The following is a 16,245-nucleotide window of genomic DNA, read 5'->3' on the forward strand; positions in this document are numbered from 1 at the left end:
TTGGGTGCAAGAATTAGCCACACAGGCCACTCCCATCCGGCCTCTTCATGTTGGATTGTTTTTTGGGGCCCTGTATGGGCTGAGGCACCATTGAAATGGCGTTGATCGTACAGAAATTTGGCGGCACCTCTGTCGGTTCCATCGAGCGGATCGAGCAGGTAGCCGATAAGGTCAAGAAACACCGTGAGGCGGGCGACGACCTGGTGGTTGTGTTGTCGGCCATGAGCGGTGAAACCAATCGCCTGATCGACCTGGCCAAGCAGATCACCGATCAGCCGGTTCCGCGTGAACTGGACGTGATCGTGTCGACCGGTGAGCAGGTAACCATTGCCTTGCTGACCATGGCCTTGATCAAGCGTGGTGTGCCAGCGGTGTCCTACACCGGCAACCAGGTGCGCATTCTCACCGACAGCGCGCACAACAAGGCGCGCATCCTGCAGATCGACGACCAGAAGATTCGTGCCGACCTCAAGGAAGGCCGCGTGGTCGTGGTAGCGGGCTTCCAGGGCGTCGACGAGCACGGCAGCATCACCACCCTGGGCCGTGGTGGCTCCGACACCACGGGCGTGGCCCTGGCGGCTGCGCTGAAGGCTGACGAGTGCCAGATCTACACCGACGTCGATGGCGTCTACACCACCGACCCGCGCGTTGTGCCACAGGCCCAGCGCCTGGAGAAGATCACCTTCGAAGAGATGCTGGAAATGGCCAGCCTCGGTTCCAAGGTGCTGCAGATCCGTTCGGTGGAGTTCGCCGGCAAGTACAACGTTCCGCTGCGCGTGCTGCACAGCTTCAAGGAGGGTCCGGGTACCCTCATTACCATTGATGAAGAGGAATCCATGGAACAGCCGATCATTTCCGGTATCGCCTTCAACCGTGATGAAGCCAAGCTGACCATTCGCGGCGTGCCGGACACCCCGGGCGTGGCCTTCAAGATCCTCGGCCCGATCAGCGCCTCGAACATCGAGGTCGACATGATCGTGCAGAACGTTGCCCACGATAACACCACCGACTTCACCTTCACCGTACACCGCAACGAGTACGAGAAGGCGCAGAGCGTGCTGGAAAACACTGCCCGCGAAATCGGTGCCCGTGAAGTGATCGGCGACACCAAGATCGCCAAGGTCTCGATCGTCGGCGTCGGCATGCGTTCGCACGCCGGTGTTGCCAGCCGCATGTTCGAAGCCCTGGCCAAGGAGAGCATCAACATCCAGATGATCTCCACCTCCGAGATCAAGGTTTCGGTCGTGATCGAAGAGAAGTACCTGGAGCTGGCCGTACGCGCGCTGCACACCGCGTTCGAGCTCGACGCTCCGGCACGACAGAGCGAGTAATACGCTGCCTGGAAGGGCGCGGCTTGCCGCGCCCTTCGCGTTTCTGCTCGCTACACAGGCCTGTCCTGCCCTGTGTGGCGAGTAACCGGGCCCCTGGTCGTCGTCCACGACCAGGTCGCGACACCCAAGACTGTTACCCCTGAATGTTTTGCGTAAGGAGAAAGCTATGTTGATTCTGACTCGTCGGTGCGCCGAGAGCCTGATCATTGGAGACGGCGAGATCACCGTGACGGTGCTCGGCGTCAAAGGCAACCAGGTGCGTATTGGCGTCAGCGCCCCGAAAGAAGTGGCTGTGCACCGCGAGGAAATCTACCTGCGGATCAAGAAAGAGAAGGACGAGGAGCCAAGCCTTTAATTTTTTTGAAGTTTTTTTCAAAAAAAGGGTTGCAAACGAGGAAGAGCCTGTTTAATATTCGCCTCGTGTTGCGGTGAGGTGGCCGAGTGGCCGAAGGCGCTCCCCTGCTAAGGGAGTATACCTCATAAGGGTATCGGGGGTTCGAATCCCCCCTTCACCGCCATTATTCGCTTAGGGCGCTGTAAACGGTAAGAACGCTAAGTAGTTGATTTTAAACGAAAAAGTTCTTGCAAAAATGTTTCAGCGACCTATAATGCGCGGCAAGACACGGACTCATAGCTCAGCTGGATAGAGTACTCGGCTACGAACCGAGCGGTCGGAGGTTCGAATCCTCCTGAGTCCGCCACTTTTGAAGTGGCTTTGTTTGCAAGGCTGCTTCAAACAACCAGTGGTAATCTGGTCTAAAACTACCATCGCGGACTCATAGCTCAGCTGGATAGAGTACTCGGCTACGAACCGAGCGGTCGCAGGTTCGAATCCTGCTGAGTCCGCCACTTTTTGAAGTGGCTCTGCTTGCAAAGGCACTTCAACCAACCAGTGGTAACCTGGTCTAAAAAATACCACCACGGACTCATAGCTCAGCTGGATAGAGTACTCGGCTACGAACCGAGCGGTCGGAGGTTCGAATCCTCCTGAGTCCGCCACACCAAATCAAGAAGCCCGCTCATTTGAGCGGGCTTTTTGTTTTTCCGCGCCAATGAATTGTTGGTGATGTCGATCTAAGCTCTTCTGTAATGATTGTGGTGCAGGTGCCGCGCTCTTCTGTGGGAGCGGCCTTGTGTCGCGATGGGGCGCGCAGCGGCCCCAAAATCGACCAGGCGCCACACTTCTGAAATGAATGTGCTTTCCCACCCATGACAACCGTCGCACTGACAGCTTCGAGCGTTGTCCCAGCTTTATCACGCAAACGATTGTTCTGGCCAAAATTTTAAGCGATCTGACAGCTTTAGCAGTGTATGATTGCGCCCGTCAGCCCCGCCGGGGCTTGTGGAAAACCACCATGGACTTACCCAGTAGTTACTCGCTAACAAGATTCATACAGAAAGATCTGACCGATTGATTCTCCCGGCGTGCTCCGCTGCTGGGAGTGGAGTTCGCCTATGACTGAAGTAGAAGTAAAAAAAGCGCAGGAAAGCCTGCAGGACCGCCTGGCCCAAGTGGTCGAACTGCTGCAACGCCAGCGCGTGGTCGAAGACCTGACCCACCGTCAGGAAGGCGCCCACAACGACCTGGTGGAAAACCTGGTCCACCGCCAGAACCTCGTCGAGCTGCAGCGCAAGCTCGATGACCTGCACCCCGCCGACATCGCCTACATCCTCGAAGCCTTGCCCCTGGAAGACCGCCTGACGGTCTGGCAGCTGGTGCGCTCGGATCGCGATGGCGACATCCTGCTGGAAGTGTCCGACGCCGTGCGGCAATCGCTGATCGCCGACATGGACGATCACGAACTGCTCGCCGCCGCCAAGGAAATGGACGCCGACGAGCTGGCCGACCTGGCTCCTGAGCTGCCGCGTGACGTTGTTCACGAGCTGATGGAAACCCTCGATGCCCAGCAACGCGAGCGCGTGCGTTCGGCGCTGAGCTACGACGAGGAGCAGGTTGGTGCGCTGATGGACTTCGAGATGGTCACCATCCGCGAAGACGTCAGCCTGGAAGTGGTGTTGCGCTACCTGCGCCGCCTGAAAGAGCTGCCGAACCACACCGACAAACTGTTCGTGGTCGACTATGACGGCATTCTCAAGGGCGTATTGCCGATCAAGCGCCTGCTGGTCAATGACCCGGAAAAGAAGGTGGCGGAGGTCATGGCGACCGACCCGGTCTCCTTCCACCCCGAGGAAGATGCCTATGATGCGGCGCAGGCCTTCGAGCGTTATGACCTGGTATCTGCACCGGTCGTGGACAAGAACGAACGCCTGATCGGCCGCTTGACCATCGACGAAATGGTCGACCTGATTCGTGAAGAAAGCGAAAGCGAAGTGCTGAACATGGCCGGTTTGCGCGAGGAAGAAGACATCTTCGCCTCGGTCTGGCGTTCGCTGCGCAACCGCTGGGCCTGGTTGGCCATCAACCTGATTACCGCTTTCGTTGCGTCGCGAGTGATTGGCCTGTTCGAAGGTTCGATCGAGAAGCTGGTGGCCCTGGCTGCGCTGATGCCGATCGTGGCGGGTATTGGTGGCAACTCCGGTAACCAGACCATCACCATGATCGTGCGCGCCATGGCGCTGGACCAGGTGTCGCCGGGCAACACCAGCCGCCTGATGCGCAAGGAGCTGGCGGTATCGCTGCTCAACGGCCTGATCTGGGGCGGGGTGATCGGTGCGGTGGCGTTCTGGCTGTATGGCAGCTGGTCGTTGGGCCTGGTGATGACTGCGGCGATGACCTTGAACCTGCTGTTGGCGGCCTTGATGGGAGTGTTGATCCCGATGACCCTGACGCGCCTGGGGCGCGACCCGGCGATGGGCTCCAGCGTGATGATTACCGCGGTGACCGACAGCGGCGGGTTCTTCATCTTCCTCGGGCTGGCCACGCTGTTCCTGCTGTAGCCCACGGTCCCCTGTAGGAGCGGCCTTGTGTCGCGATGGGCCGCACAGCGGCCCCAACAATCTCCGCAGCGCTGGTGAAATCCTGGGGCCGCTGTGCGGCCCATCGCGACACAAGGCCGCTCCTACAAACAAACGGATCGCGTCTCTTGCAGGATCACCATCCACAAAAAAGCCAGCTTACGCTGGCTTTTTCATGTTCGGCTGCAAACCTCAGGAGGCGTCGGTAGCCATTTCCACATCGTGAGCGATGAGGGCGACCAGCGCGTTCTGCTGGCGGTGCGACAGTTGGCGGAAGCGTTGCAGCAACTCGCGTTCATGCAGGGACAGTTCAGGGCTGTCCAGGCGCATGCTCAACTCGTCACCCAGCGCACCTTCCTGGATAAGGCTCTGTTCCAGGCGCGCGATGATTTCGGAGTTCATGCTGCGGTGATGGTTGCGCGCTACCTCGGCAATGCGCTCACGCATCCCGTCTGGCAGGCGGACGACGAACTTGTCAGCGGTGCGGCTCGAATAAATAGCCTGTTTCATTGGGCGCATATAAATTGACCGGATTTTGGTTCAGGGGAAGCGGTTCTCAAATTGGCCGCACGGGGTGGTAGTACGACCGTGGCGACGACGAAATGTTCAACCGTCTGTGAAAAATGGATGCTCATCTTGCCTCATGGTCGCCGTTTCCTTGGCGTCAATTCTGTGACAAATAGTGAGCCGGATAAAGGCTTTGTGCCAGTACCAATTATCAGAAATGAGTACTGGTTTGAAAAGTTTTACATGCTCCAGCTTGCCCAATCGTCAGACTTTTGCCGTCAAAAACTGGTAAAACGCAGCAAAAGGCCGGGAAAGCCCCTAGAATGTGCCGGTTTCCCTCCATAGAGCATAGTGGCTATGCAACATGACGCAAGCGACCGCCAATCAGGGACAGGCCGGTTGATATATCTGGTAGGACCGTCGGGTTCCGGGAAAGATTCCCTGATCGATGCTTCTCGTGAGCGATTGGCAGCCGCCGGGGTGGAAATCGCCCGTCGCGTCATTACCCGGTCGGCCGAAGCCAAGGGCGAAGCCGCCCATGGAGTCTCGGCCGAACAGTTCGAAGCACTGCGCGCGCAAGGCGCGTTCGCCATGCATTGGCGAGCCAATGGCCTGGATTACGGCATTCCACTACAGGTGGACCAGTGGCTGGCGGAGGGCAGGGCGGTGCTGGTGAATGGTTCGCGGGCCTATCTGGCCGAGGCGCGTCGGCGCTACCCGAACCTGTTGGCAGTGCTGGTCGAGGTCCGGCACGAGGTGCTGCGCGAGCGCCTGGTGGCCCGCGGCCGGGAAAGCGCAGAGGAAGTCGAGCAGCGCCTGGCACGTAATGCACGCTTGCAGGCGCTGGCCGATCCGTCGCTGCATGTGCTGGACAACTCCACCACCCTGGAAACCGCGGTCGCGGCATTGTTCGCGCTGCTGCGTGATGAAGGCGTGCTGCCGCAGGTGTAGCATTGGCAGAAAAGGATTACGCGAAAAAGCCCGCGTGAGGCATGACAAACGCCAGCATGCTGGTTAACATGCTGGCCGTCCTGCTGTGCAGCGTCCGCTGCCGGTACTTGCGTCTCAGTAGCTCAATTGGATAGAGCATCCCCCTCCTAAGGGGAAGGTTGCAGGTTCAATTCCTGCCTGGGACGCCATTTCCTATCTCCCACACCCCTCTCACCCAGCGTTGGCCAGCAACGATGGCGTGCTCCATATGCCGCTCGCTTGTGCCTGCGTTCGCCTGCCATCGCAGCCGTCCCGATGTGCTTGACCGAGATGTCGCATTCTTTGGAGTAATCCTTACATCACCCCAGGTCATGTGAGTTTACTGTCTTCGCCATGAGCTTCATGGATGGCTCAGCAGCGATCGATTGCACTCCAATAATAATCGGATCTCCCCGCAGGCCAACGCTTGCGGGCGGTCTGCGCCGAGCAGCAACAAAGGCCAAACCCATGACCAATAAACATAATATTTCCCTGGAAGACGCCCCGCTCAACAGCTTCCACAAGAAGCTCGCCATCTACTCCTCGGGTGCGCCGTTTCTGGATGGCTATATCCTGAGCATCATTGGCGTGGTCCTGGTGCAACTCAGCCAGTCGCTACAACTGTCCGTGCTCGAAGAGGGCCTGGTAGCCGCCGCATCGCTGGTTGGCATGTTCTTCGGCGGTTTCGTCGGTGGGCTGTTTACCGACAGGTTGGGCCGCAAGACGCTGTATGTGCTGGTACTGGTTGCACTCACGCTGTTTTCTCTCGGCCAGTTCTGGGTCACATCAGCCGCCGCACTGATTGCCCTGCGCTTTGCTCTGGGTGTCGCCATTGGCGCCGACCACCCACTGGCGACTTCGCTGCTGGCCGAGTTCCTGCCGCGCAAGCAGCGGGGTTCGATTCTCGCCAGCCTGGTGATGATGTGGTTCGTCGGTGCTGCCATGGCCTATGTGGCCGGTGAGTTCATCCTGCGCAGCATGGGGCCGGAAGCCTGGCGCTGGGCCTTGGCGAGTGCGGCGGTGCCTGGCGTGCTGTTCCTGATCATGCGCGCCGGCACCCCGGAATCGGCCCGTTGGTTGCTGAGCAAGGGGCGCATCGAAGAGGCCGACCAGGTAGTGAAAAGGGTTTATGGCAACAGCTTTTCCATCACCGACCTGGCCGAAGCGCCGTCGATTCGCAAGGTGTCGGTCTGGTCGCTGTTCCACTCCAGCTATGGCAAGCGCATCTTCTTCGTCAGCATGTTCTGGACCTGCTCGATCATCCCGCAGTTCGCCATCTACGCCTTCGCCCCGAAGATCCTTTCGGCCATGGGCCTTACCGGTGACCTGGCGGCGTGGGGCGCTGTGGCGATCACCGTCATCTTCGTGTTCGGTTGCTTGCTGGGCGTGAAGCTGATCAACCCCATGGGTCGGCGCAACATGCTGATCCACAGCTTCCTGTGGTCGGGCCTGGCCTTGCTGCTGCTGGGGCTGTACCCGGACGGGGCAGGGCTGGTGACCCTGGCGCTGTTCGGCAGCTATGCATTGTTCATTGGCGGGGCGCAGGTGTTGCAGTACGTGTACCCGAACGAGCTGTTCCCAACCGAGGTCCGGGGTTCGGCCGTTGGCCTGGCAACCTCCTTGTCGCGTATCGGTGCCGCCATCGGCACCTACCTGGTGCCCATGTCGCTGGAGTCGCTCGGCATTGCCAACACCATGATCGTGGCGTTCGGCATTTCGATGGTCGGGCTGCTCTGCACCTGGCTGATGGCGCCGGAGACACGCTCGCTGGACCTGGCCAAGGCCAGCGCGGTCTGATACTGCAAGAAGCCACCGAGCGGACGCTGGCCGTGTAGGAGCGGCCTTGTGTCGCGAAAGGGCTGCGCAGCAGCCCCGGCCATGTCAGCTGTGAAGCCAAAATCCTGGGGCCGCCTTGCGGCCCTTTCGCGACACAAGGCCGCTCCTACAGGGGCCGTGTAGAGCAGGAATATCAGCGCTGACGCATCCTACATCCCCAAATGCTTCAAGGCCCACAGCACTCCCATGCCCACAATCAGCGTCAGCATCGTGCTGCGCGTACGCCACGCCACCAATGCGGCCAGCATCGCTGCCGGTATCTGCGGGTTCATCCAGTCGAACCCCGCCTGCCGGTCAGGGAATACCACAGCCGGCAGTACCAATGCCGCCAGCACACTGGCCGGCACATACGCCAGGGCGCGGCGAAACAGTGGGGGGATGCGCAGCACCGTGTGCAACTCGATGAACGACAGACGGATGGCGAAGGTGCCCAGGCCGATCAGAATGAAGGTTATCCACTGGGTCGTTTCGCTCATGATGCTTCCTGCTCGGTATTGGCGTCTGCCACGGTTTGCTGTTTTTGCCAGCTCTCGATGGCCAGCCCGGCGATGATGCCGCCCAGCGCGCCAGCCAGCAGGCCGAGGTTGTAGGGCAGGTTGGCGGCCAGCACGGCGAGCACGCCACCGGTCAGTGCTGCGCCAAGCGTGGCCGCATTGCGAATGCCGGGTATCAACAGGGCCAGGAATGACAATGGAATGGCAAAGCCCAGCGACCAGTCTTCAGGGATGCTCGCGCCCAGGTACATGCCCGCCAGCACCGAGAGGTTCCAGCCGAAGAACATGGTGATTGCCGTACCGGCATAGTAGGGGTAGGCATGCTGCCCCAGCCCGCCCGAGCCCATCTTCAGCGTGCACAGGGCGAAGGACTGGTCTGACAGCATGTACGCCATCGGCCACTTGTGGCGGCGCGGCAACTGGCCCAGGTGCGGGGCCAGGCTGGCGCTGTACATCAGGAAGCGCAGGTTGATCACCAGCGCGGTGACTACCATGGTCACCGGCAGGGCGGCGCTTTGCATCAACTGCATCACCACCATTTGCGCCGAACCGGAGTAGAACAGCAAGGTCATGCCGATGGCATCGGTTGGCGACAGGCCCATGCCGATCGCCGTGACCCCGGTGATCAGGCCGAAGGGCACGATGCCGGAGGTCAATGGCAGGGCGCTGTGGGCACCTTGCCTGAACGCTTGGGTCCCGCTTGGATACGGCATGTGAAATCCTTGAAAGTGTGCAGACGGTGCAAGGGCGGTACGTCCACGTTAATGCGCGCGACAGTTGGCCTCAACGTCAGATTTCTGGAATAGTAGGCCTAAAAAAAATAGGCCTGAAACCGTGTACCTCGATACTCCCACCCGGCACTCGCTGCAGCTCAATGCCCTGCGTGCCTTCGAAGCGTCAGCCCGCCTGGGCGGTTTTGCCCGTGCCGCACTCGAGCTGAAGGTGACCCCAGGGGCCATCGCCGCCCTGGTCAAGACCCTGGAATGCGAATATGGCGCGGCCTTGTTCGAGCGCCACGCCAAAGGCGTGCGCCTGACGCCCTTGGGCGAAAGCGTGAAAGGCCAGTTCACCGAGGCGTTCGACGCGGTGGAAGCCGCCGCGCGCACACTGCGCCGCCTGGCCGCACCGCAGCGGGTGCATATCGTCACATCACCTGCCCTGGCGCAGTTGTGGATAGGGCCACGCCTGCCGGAACTGACCCGGCTGCTGGCACCCATCGAGATCTCGGTGACGGCGGTGGATGAGCCGCCCAACCTGAAGCGCAGCCCGTTCGACCTGTGCCTGTTCTACACCGAAAAACCCGAACGCTGGCAACGCAGGATAGCCACGGAAGAAGTCCTGCCCGTGTGCGTGCCGGCCCTTGCCGCCAGCATCGCCAAGCCCGAGGACCTTGCCGACGCCCGTTGCATCGCCGACGTGGGCTGGAACGACTGGGCGGTGTGGACGGGGGCGGTGATGCCCGGGCACAAGTTCGTTGCCCGTGGGCCGGGTTTTTCCCTGTACTCGATCGCCCTGCAGCAAGCCTTGCTGGCCGCCGGGGTGCTGATAGGGCGCAGAAGCCTGGTGCAACGCTACCTCGACAGCGGCGAACTGGTCGCCCCCATCGACCGCGCGGTGCCACTGGGCATGACCATCGCCGCATGGCGGCTGCCCGGTGCAAAGGGCAACCAGGTGGTTGCTGCCGTGGAGGACGCGCTGTTGCAGTTGGCTTGAGCGCACCCAAGCCATGTACGGTGCCTGTGGGAGCGGGCGTGCCCGCGAACACCGGCGAAGCCGGTGCCCTACACCGCAGCGCCTGCTTCGCGGGCACGCCCGCTCCCACAGAGGCCGAACGGGGCAAATGCCATGCCCGTCGTCAACACCGCGAAAATAGGGCGTTGGGGCTATTCCGATGGTGCCACGCTAGGCATATGCTTGCCCGTCAGAGGCATGTCACTTGTGGCTGGGCATCAGGGAGAGCGTCCATGAGTCAGGAAACCCGGCCGGTACCCGCCGGCTTCAGTGAACAGCAGTTGCATACGTTGTTCGATCTGATCAGCGATGGTATCTGGGACTGGAATGCCAATACCGGCTACGTCTATCGCAACCCGGGCTGGTACGCCATGCTCGGCTACCCCAGCCACTCCATGGCCAACTCGGTGCTCACCTGGGAAAGCGTGATCCACCCGGAGGACTACCCGCGGGTGATGGCGCATTTCGAGGCGTACATCAACCAGCGCAACGAGCATTACCTGGTCGAATACCGCTGCCGTTGCCACGATGGCAGCTACCTGTGGATCGAAGACAGCGGCTACATCATCGCCCATAACGAGGACGGCTCGGTGGCGCGCATGCTCGGTGCCCACCGCAACATCGACGCCAACAAGCGCCTGGTGGCGCAACTGGAGCAGAGGAACCAGTCGCTGGAAAGCCAGGTGGCCGAACGCACCCGCGAGCTGTCCTGGGTGAACCAGCAGTTGCAGCGGCAGCTGGACGAAAACCGCGAGCTGGCCGAGCGCGACGCGTTGACCCGCATTGCCAACCGCTATCGGCTGGAGAAGGCGCTGCAACTGGAATGCGAGCGTGCACAGCGCTTTCGCCAGCCGTTGTCGCTGATAGCCATGGACGTGGACGACTTCAAGCCGATCAATGACCGCTATGGCCATGCCCGTGGCGATACGGCGCTGGTGCGGGTGGTCGACGTCCTGCGTACCTGTCTGCGGCAGCAGGACCTGCTGGCGCGCTGGGGTGGGGACGAGTTCGTCATCGTATTGCCGCAGGCCTCGCTGGGCGAGGCGCTGGAGGTGGCAGCACGCTTGCGCCAGGCGATGGTGCAGGTGGAGCCGGTGGGCGATTGCCAGCTGACCATGAGTTACGGCGTGGTGCAATGGCAGGAAGGGGAGGACCAGCATGCACTGCTGGCGCGTGCCGACATGGCGCTGTACCGGGCCAAGGGGAACGGCAAGAACGCGATAGCCCAATAGATCGCGATCATTGTGGGAGCGGGCGCGCCCGCGAACACCGGCGGAGCCGGTGCCATACACCGTGTTGGGGGCTTCGCGGGCATGCCCGCTCCCACAGAGACCGCGGTGGTTTCAGGTTTTGTGTCGGACCGCCGTAGGCCCGAATGAAAAAAGACCCGCAACGCCTTGGGCGCTGCGGGCCAAATCGGCCTCGGCCGCTTCAGTGTCAGATATGCAGGGCGTGGCCCAGGGCGCGCAGTGCCGCTTCCTGTACCGCCTCACCCAGTGTCGGGTGGGCATGGATGGTGCCGGCCACATCCTCCAGGCACGCGCCCATCTCCAGCGACTGGGCAAACGCCGTCGACAACTCGGAAACCGCCACGCCAACCGCCTGCCAACCCAGGATCAGGTGGTTGTCACGGCGCGCCACCACCCGCACGAAACCGCTTTTCGATTCCAGGCTCATGGCCCGGCCATTGGCGGCAAACGGGAACTGCGCGACGATGCAGTCCAGCCCTTGCTGGCTGGCTTGCTCCGGGGTCTTGCCGACCACCACCACTTCCGGGTCGGTGAAACACACCGCGGCGATCGCGCTGGGTTCGAAACGGCGTGCCTTGCCGGCGATGATCTCGGCGACCATCTCGCCCTGGGCCATGGCCCGGTGCGCCAGCATCGGTTCGCCAGCCACGTCGCCGATGGCCCAGACATTGCGCATGCTGGTCTGGCAGCGCTCGTCAATGGCAACGGCGGCGCCGTTCATCTTCAGGTCCAGGCACTCCAGGTTGAAACCTTGCGTGCGCGGCCGACGGCCCACGGCCACCAGCACCTGGTCGGCTTCCAGGCGCAGTTGCGCACCCTGGCCATCACGGGCCAGCAGGCAGCCGCCCTCGTAACCCTCGACGCTGTGGCCCAGGTGCAGGGTGATGCCCAGTTTCTTCAGCGATTCGGCCACCGGTGCGGTCAGCTCGCTGTCGTAGGTCGGCAGGATGCGCTCGCGCGCTTCCACCACGCTGACCCGTGCGCCCAGTTTGCGGTAGGCGATGCCCAGCTCCAGGCCGATGTAGCCGCCGCCCACCACCACCAGGTGCTGCGGCAGGGTTTTCGGCGCCAGGGCTTCGGTCGAGGAAATGATCGGCCCGCCCAGCGGCAGCATCGGCAGTTCGACACTGCTGGAGCCAGTGGCCAGCAACAGGTGCTCACACTGGATACGCTGGCCATCGACCTCGACCTGCTTGCCGTCGAGCACCTTCGCCCAGCCATGGATCACCTTGACCCCGTGCTTTTTCAGCAGGGCGGCGACGCCGGTGGTCAGGCGGTCGACGATGCCGTCCTTCCAGGCCACGCTCTGGCCGATGTCCAGGCGCGGCGAGGCGACGCTGATGCCCAGCTCCGACGGGCCGGCAAAGCGCGAAGTCTGGTGGAACTGCTCGGCCACGTGGATCAGCGCCTTGGACGGGATGCAGCCGATGTTCAGGCAGGTACCGCCCAGTGCCTGGCCTTCCACCAGCACGGTGGGTATGCCCAGTTGCCCGGCGCGGATGGCAGCCACGTAGCCGCCAGGGCCGCCGCCGATGATCAACAGGGTAGTCTGGATAGTCTGTTGCATGCTCACTCCACGAACAGGCAGGCGGGTTGTTCGAGCAGGCCACGCACGGCCTGGATGAACAGCGCGGCGTCCATGCCATCGACCACGCGGTGGTCGAACGAGCTGGACAGGTTCATCATCTTGCGCACGACGATCTGGCCGTCGATCACCACAGGCCGCTCGACCATGCGGTTGACGCCGACGATCGCCACTTCCGGGGTGTTGACCACCGGCGTGCTGACGATGCCGCCCAGGGCGCCCAGGCTGGTCAGGGTGATGGTCGAACCGGACAGCTCGTCGCGGCTGGCCTTGTTGTTGCGGGCAGCGTTGGCCAGGCGCGAGATCTCGCCGGCATTGCTCCACAGGCTGCCAGCTTCGGCATGGCGCAGCACCGGCACCATCAGGCCGTTGTCACCCTGGGTGGCGATGCCCACATGCACCGCGCCATGGCGGGTGATTACCTGGGCTTCGTCGTCATAGGTGGCGTTGATCTGCGGGAAGTCGCGCAGTGCCACGACCAGGGCGCGCACCAGGAACGGCAGCAGGGTCAGCTTGCCGCGGCTGTCGCCGTGCTTGCTGTTGAGTTGCTGGCGCAGGGCTTCCAGGGCGGTGACGTCGATTTCTTCCACATAGCTGAAGTGCGCGACCCGGCGCTTGGCGTCCTGCATGCGCTGGGCGATCTTGCGGCGCAGGCCGATCACCGGCACCTGCTCGCTGTCGGTGCGCTTGGCATAGCCGCTCGACGCTTGTCCGCCAGTGCTGTGCGGCTTGCTCATGAAGGCGTCGAGGTCTTCGTGCAGGATGCGCCCGGCCGGGCCGCTGCCATGCACGTAACGCAGTTCGATACCGGCATCCAGGGCACGCTTGCGCACCGCCGGCGAGGCCAGCGGCTTGTCGCCTGGCTGGCGCGGCACGATCGGGGCTGCCTCGTGGTTGACGGGCGCCTGGCACGCGGCCGGTCTTGCTTCCTTCTGCGGTTCTGGCTTGGCGGCTACCGGGGCAGCGGGGGCTTCGACCTGTTCGGGCTTTGGCGCATCCTTGGTGGGCACATCCACATGGTTGCCGCTGCCTTCCACTTCGATGCGGATCAGCTCGCTGCCGACCGCCATCACTTCACCGGGCTGCCCACCCAGGGCCAGCACCTTGCCGCTGACCGGCGAAGGGATTTCCACGGTGGCCTTGTCGGTCATGACGTCGGCCACTACCTGATCTTCGGCGATCATGTCGCCGACCTTGACGAACCACTCGACCAACTCGACCTGCGCGATGCCTTCGCCAATGTCCGGCATCTTGATGACGTGCGTGCCCATTCAGACCTCCATGACCTTTTTCAATGCCGCACCTACCCGCGAAGGCCCTGGGAAGTAAGCCCATTCCTGTGCGTGGGGGTAGGGGGTGTCCCAGCCGGTGACGCGCTCGATCGGCGCCTCCAGGTGGTGGAAGCAGTGTTCCTGCACCAGCGACACCAGTTCGGCGCCGAAGCCGCAGGTGCGGGTGGCCTCGTGTACCACCACGCAGCGGCCGGTCTTTTTCACCGACTCGACGATGGTCTCCAGGTCCAGCGGCCACAGGCTGCGCAGGTCGATCACCTCGGCGTCGACGCCGGTTTCTTCGGCGGCCACCTGGGCCACGTACACCGTGGTGCCGTAGGTCAGCACGGTCACGTCATTGCCGGGGCGGGTAATGGCCGCCTTGTCCAGCGGCACGCTGTAGTAGCCATCGGGCACGGCGCTTTGCGGGTGCTTCGACCACGGCGTGACAGGGCGGTCGTGGTGGCCGTCGAACGGGCCGTTGTACAGGCGCTTGGGTTCCAGGAAGATCACCGGGTCATCGCATTCGATCGAGGCGATCAGCAGGCCCTTGGCGTCATACGGGTTGGACGGCATGACAGTGCGCAGGCCGCACACCTGGGTGAACATCGCTTCCGGGCTCTGGCTGTGGGTCTGGCCGCCATAGATCCCGCCACCGCAGGGCATGCGCAGCGTCAGCGGGGCGATGAACTCGCCGGCCGAACGGTAACGCAGGCGCGCCATCTCGGAAACGATCTGGTCGGAGGCCGGGTAGAAGTAGTCGGCGAACTGGATTTCCACCACCGGGCGCAGGCCGTAGGCACCCATGCCCACGGCGGTGCCGACGATGCCGCTCTCGGAGATCGGCGCGTCGAACACGCGGGACTTGCCGTACTTGTTCTGCAGGCCTTCGGTGCAGCGGAACACGCCGCCGAAGTAACCGACGTCCTGGCCGTAGATCACCACATTGTCGTCGCGCTCGAGCATGACATCCATGGCCGAGCGCAGGGCCTGGATCATGGTCATGGTAGTGGTGGCCATGGCGGTTTCCGGGTTGATGCTGTTGTTGTGGTCGTTCATCTCAAACCCCCAGTTCCTGGCGTTGACGGCGCAGGTGGTCGGGCATTTCCTTGTACACGTCCTCGAACATCGAGGCGGCACTCGGGATGTGACCGTTGGCCAGGGTGCCGTACTGCTCGGCTTCCTTCTGCGCGGCGATCACCGCGGCTTCCAGCTCGGCAGTGGTGGCCTGGTGTTCTTCCTCGGACCAGTGGCCGATCTTGATCAGGTGCTGCTTCAGGCGGGCGATCGGGTCGCCGAGCGGGAAGTGGCTCCAGTCATCGGCCGGGCGGTACTTGGACGGGTCGTCCGAGGTCGAGTGCGGGCCGGCACGGTAGGTGACCCACTCGATCAGGCATGGGCCCAGGCCGCGACGGGCGCGTTCTGCGGCCCAGCGCGAGGCGGCGTACACGGCGACGAAGTCGTTGCCGTCAACCCGCAGCGAGGCAATGCCGCAACCCACGCCACGGCCGGCGAAGGTGGTCGACTCGCCACCGGCGATGGCCTGGAAGGTGGAGATTGCCCACTGGTTGTTGACCACGTTGAGGATCACCGGGGCGCGGTACACGTGGGCGAAGGTGAGGGCGGTGTGGAAGTCCGACTCGGCGGTTGCGCCGTCGCCGATCCACGCCGAGGCGATCTTGGTATCGCCCTTGATCGCCGAGGCCATGGCCCAGCCGACCGCCTGCACGAACTGGGTCGCCAGGTTGCCGCTGATGGTGAAGAAACCGGCGTCGCGTACCGAATACATGATCGGCAGCTGGCGGCCCTTGAGCGGGTCGCGCTCGTTGGACAGCAGCTGGCAGATCATCTCGACCAGCGACACGTCGCGGGCCATCAGGATGCTTTGCTGGCGGTAGGTGGGGAAGCACATGTCGGTGCGGTTCAGCGCCAGGGCCTGGCCGCTGCCGATGGCTTCTTCACCCAGGCTCTGCATGTAGAAGGACATCTTCTTCTGGCGCTGGGCGACCACCATGCGGCTGTCGAAAATCCGTGTCTTGAGCATAGCGCGCATGCCCTGACGGAGAACTTGCGGGTCGATGTCTTCGGCCCACGGGCCTTGCGCGTCGCCTTGCTCGTCGAGCACGCGGATCAGGCTGTAGGACAGGTCCGCGGTGTCGGCAGCGTCGACATCGACTGGGGGTTTACGGGCTTGACCTGCATCGTTCAGGCGCAGGTAGGAGAAATCGGTCTGGCAGCCTGGCCGGCCGGTAGGCTCGGGCACATGCAAACGCAGGGGGGCGTACTCGTTCATGCTTTTTACGCTCGCTCGGGTATTTGTTTTTGTGAGCTCTGAAGCGGCCGCCGCTGAGTACC

14 protein-coding genes and 5 tRNA genes are annotated in these 16,245 nt (G+C 62.6%); 12 read left to right on the forward strand and 7 right to left on the reverse strand.

The genetic code is table 11. From position 1 onward, the window contains the following. Positions 1-95: 95 nt before the first annotated feature. From CAG22_RS06720 to mgtE, 7 genes are all read left to right on the forward strand, one after another. Complete coding sequence (locus tag CAG22_RS06720; RefSeq protein WP_013973645.1) at positions 96-1,331, forward strand: aspartate kinase; 1,236 nt, start codon at positions 96-98, stop codon at positions 1,329-1,331. A 166-nt stretch (positions 1,332-1,497) separates the two neighbouring features. Then, positions 1,498-1,686, forward strand: a complete 189-nt coding sequence (gene csrA / locus CAG22_RS06725) for a carbon storage regulator CsrA (protein WP_003254503.1) — start codon at positions 1,498-1,500, stop codon at positions 1,684-1,686. Between the two features lie 72 nt (positions 1,687-1,758). Further along, positions 1,759-1,849, forward strand: a tRNA-Ser gene (locus CAG22_RS06730). 106 nt (positions 1,850-1,955) lie between these two features. Then, positions 1,956-2,032: transfer RNA gene (locus CAG22_RS06735), tRNA-Arg, on the forward strand. A gap of 71 nt (positions 2,033-2,103) precedes the next feature. After that, positions 2,104-2,180, forward strand: a tRNA-Arg gene (locus CAG22_RS06740). Positions 2,181-2,253: 73 nt separating this feature from the next. Further along, positions 2,254-2,330 (forward strand) — tRNA-Arg (locus tag CAG22_RS06745). Positions 2,331-2,786: 456 nt separating this feature from the next. Beyond that, on the forward strand, positions 2,787-4,229 hold the full coding sequence (gene mgtE / locus CAG22_RS06750; RefSeq protein WP_025340118.1) for a magnesium transporter: 1,443 nt from the start codon (positions 2,787-2,789) through the stop codon (positions 4,227-4,229). Positions 4,230-4,439: 210 nt separating this feature from the next. Here mgtE and CAG22_RS06755 read toward each other — a convergent pair whose 3' ends face one another. Continuing rightward, entirely contained in the window at positions 4,440-4,766 is a 327-nt protein-coding gene (locus CAG22_RS06755) for an Arc family DNA-binding protein (protein WP_012273554.1), read from the reverse strand. A 345-nt stretch (positions 4,767-5,111) separates the two neighbouring features. On the opposite strand from CAG22_RS06755, the gene phnN reads away from it, so the two are divergent. The 3 genes from phnN (at position 5,112) to CAG22_RS06775 (ending at position 7,520) form a co-directional block, all read left to right on the forward strand. Continuing rightward, the gene (phnN, locus tag CAG22_RS06765; RefSeq protein WP_085589085.1) at positions 5,112-5,705 is read left to right on the forward strand and encodes a phosphonate metabolism protein/1,5-bisphosphokinase (PRPP-forming) PhnN; all 594 of its coding nucleotides are present in this window, start codon (positions 5,112-5,114) and stop codon (positions 5,703-5,705) included. Positions 5,706-5,816: 111 nt separating this feature from the next. Continuing rightward, a tRNA-Arg gene (locus tag CAG22_RS06770) sits at positions 5,817-5,893 on the forward strand. Between the two features lie 298 nt (positions 5,894-6,191). Further along, positions 6,192-7,520, forward strand: coding sequence for an MFS transporter (locus CAG22_RS06775; RefSeq protein WP_085589083.1), 1,329 nt, complete (start codon positions 6,192-6,194; stop codon positions 7,518-7,520). A gap of 188 nt (positions 7,521-7,708) precedes the next feature. Here the strand turns inward: CAG22_RS06775 and CAG22_RS06780 are convergent, their stop codons facing one another. Next, positions 7,709-8,035 carry an AzlD domain-containing protein gene (locus CAG22_RS06780; RefSeq protein WP_085705019.1) on the reverse strand — a complete coding sequence of 109 codons (327 nt, stop codon included), beginning with the start codon at positions 8,033-8,035 and terminating at the stop codon, positions 7,709-7,711. After that, the gene (locus CAG22_RS06785) at positions 8,032-8,766 is read right to left on the reverse strand and encodes an AzlC family ABC transporter permease (protein ID WP_085705021.1); all 735 of its coding nucleotides are present in this window, start codon (positions 8,764-8,766) and stop codon (positions 8,032-8,034) included. Before CAG22_RS06785 ends, CAG22_RS06780 begins: the two co-directional genes overlap by 4 nt. A 121-nt stretch (positions 8,767-8,887) precedes the next feature. On the opposite strand from CAG22_RS06785, the gene CAG22_RS06790 reads away from it, so the two are divergent. Next, positions 8,888-9,766 (forward strand): LysR family transcriptional regulator, encoded by an 879-nt coding sequence (locus CAG22_RS06790; RefSeq protein ID WP_085705023.1) that lies wholly within the window; start codon positions 8,888-8,890, stop codon positions 9,764-9,766. A 251-nt stretch (positions 9,767-10,017) separates the two neighbouring features. Continuing rightward, positions 10,018-11,016, forward strand: coding sequence for a diguanylate cyclase (locus CAG22_RS06795; RefSeq protein ID WP_085705025.1), 999 nt, complete (start codon positions 10,018-10,020; stop codon positions 11,014-11,016). Positions 11,017-11,221: 205 nt separating this feature from the next. On the opposite strand, the gene lpdA is transcribed toward CAG22_RS06795, so the two are convergent. Genes lpdA through CAG22_RS06815 form a run of 4 tightly spaced genes read right to left on the reverse strand, consistent with a single transcriptional unit; the run spans position 11,222 to position 16,183 of the window. Next, positions 11,222-12,601, reverse strand: coding sequence for a dihydrolipoyl dehydrogenase (lpdA, locus tag CAG22_RS06800; protein ID WP_085589062.1), 1,380 nt, complete (start codon positions 12,599-12,601; stop codon positions 11,222-11,224). 2 nt (positions 12,602-12,603) lie between these two features. Then, positions 12,604-13,890 (reverse strand): dihydrolipoamide acetyltransferase family protein, encoded by a 1,287-nt coding sequence (locus CAG22_RS06805; protein WP_085691652.1) that lies wholly within the window; start codon positions 13,888-13,890, stop codon positions 12,604-12,606. Next, positions 13,891-14,949, reverse strand: coding sequence for an alpha-ketoacid dehydrogenase subunit beta (locus CAG22_RS06810; protein WP_015271253.1), 1,059 nt, complete (start codon positions 14,947-14,949; stop codon positions 13,891-13,893). Between the two features lies 1 nt (position 14,950). Further along, a complete protein-coding gene (locus CAG22_RS06815) occupies positions 14,951-16,183 on the reverse strand; it encodes a 3-methyl-2-oxobutanoate dehydrogenase (2-methylpropanoyl-transferring) subunit alpha (RefSeq protein ID WP_085614551.1) in 1,233 nt (410 codons plus the stop codon). Positions 16,184-16,245: the final 62 nt, after the last annotated feature.

The organism is Pseudomonas sp. B8(2017) (assembly GCF_002113575.1).
GTDB classification, from domain to species: Bacteria; Pseudomonadota; Gammaproteobacteria; order Pseudomonadales; family Pseudomonadaceae; genus Aquipseudomonas; species Aquipseudomonas putida_Z.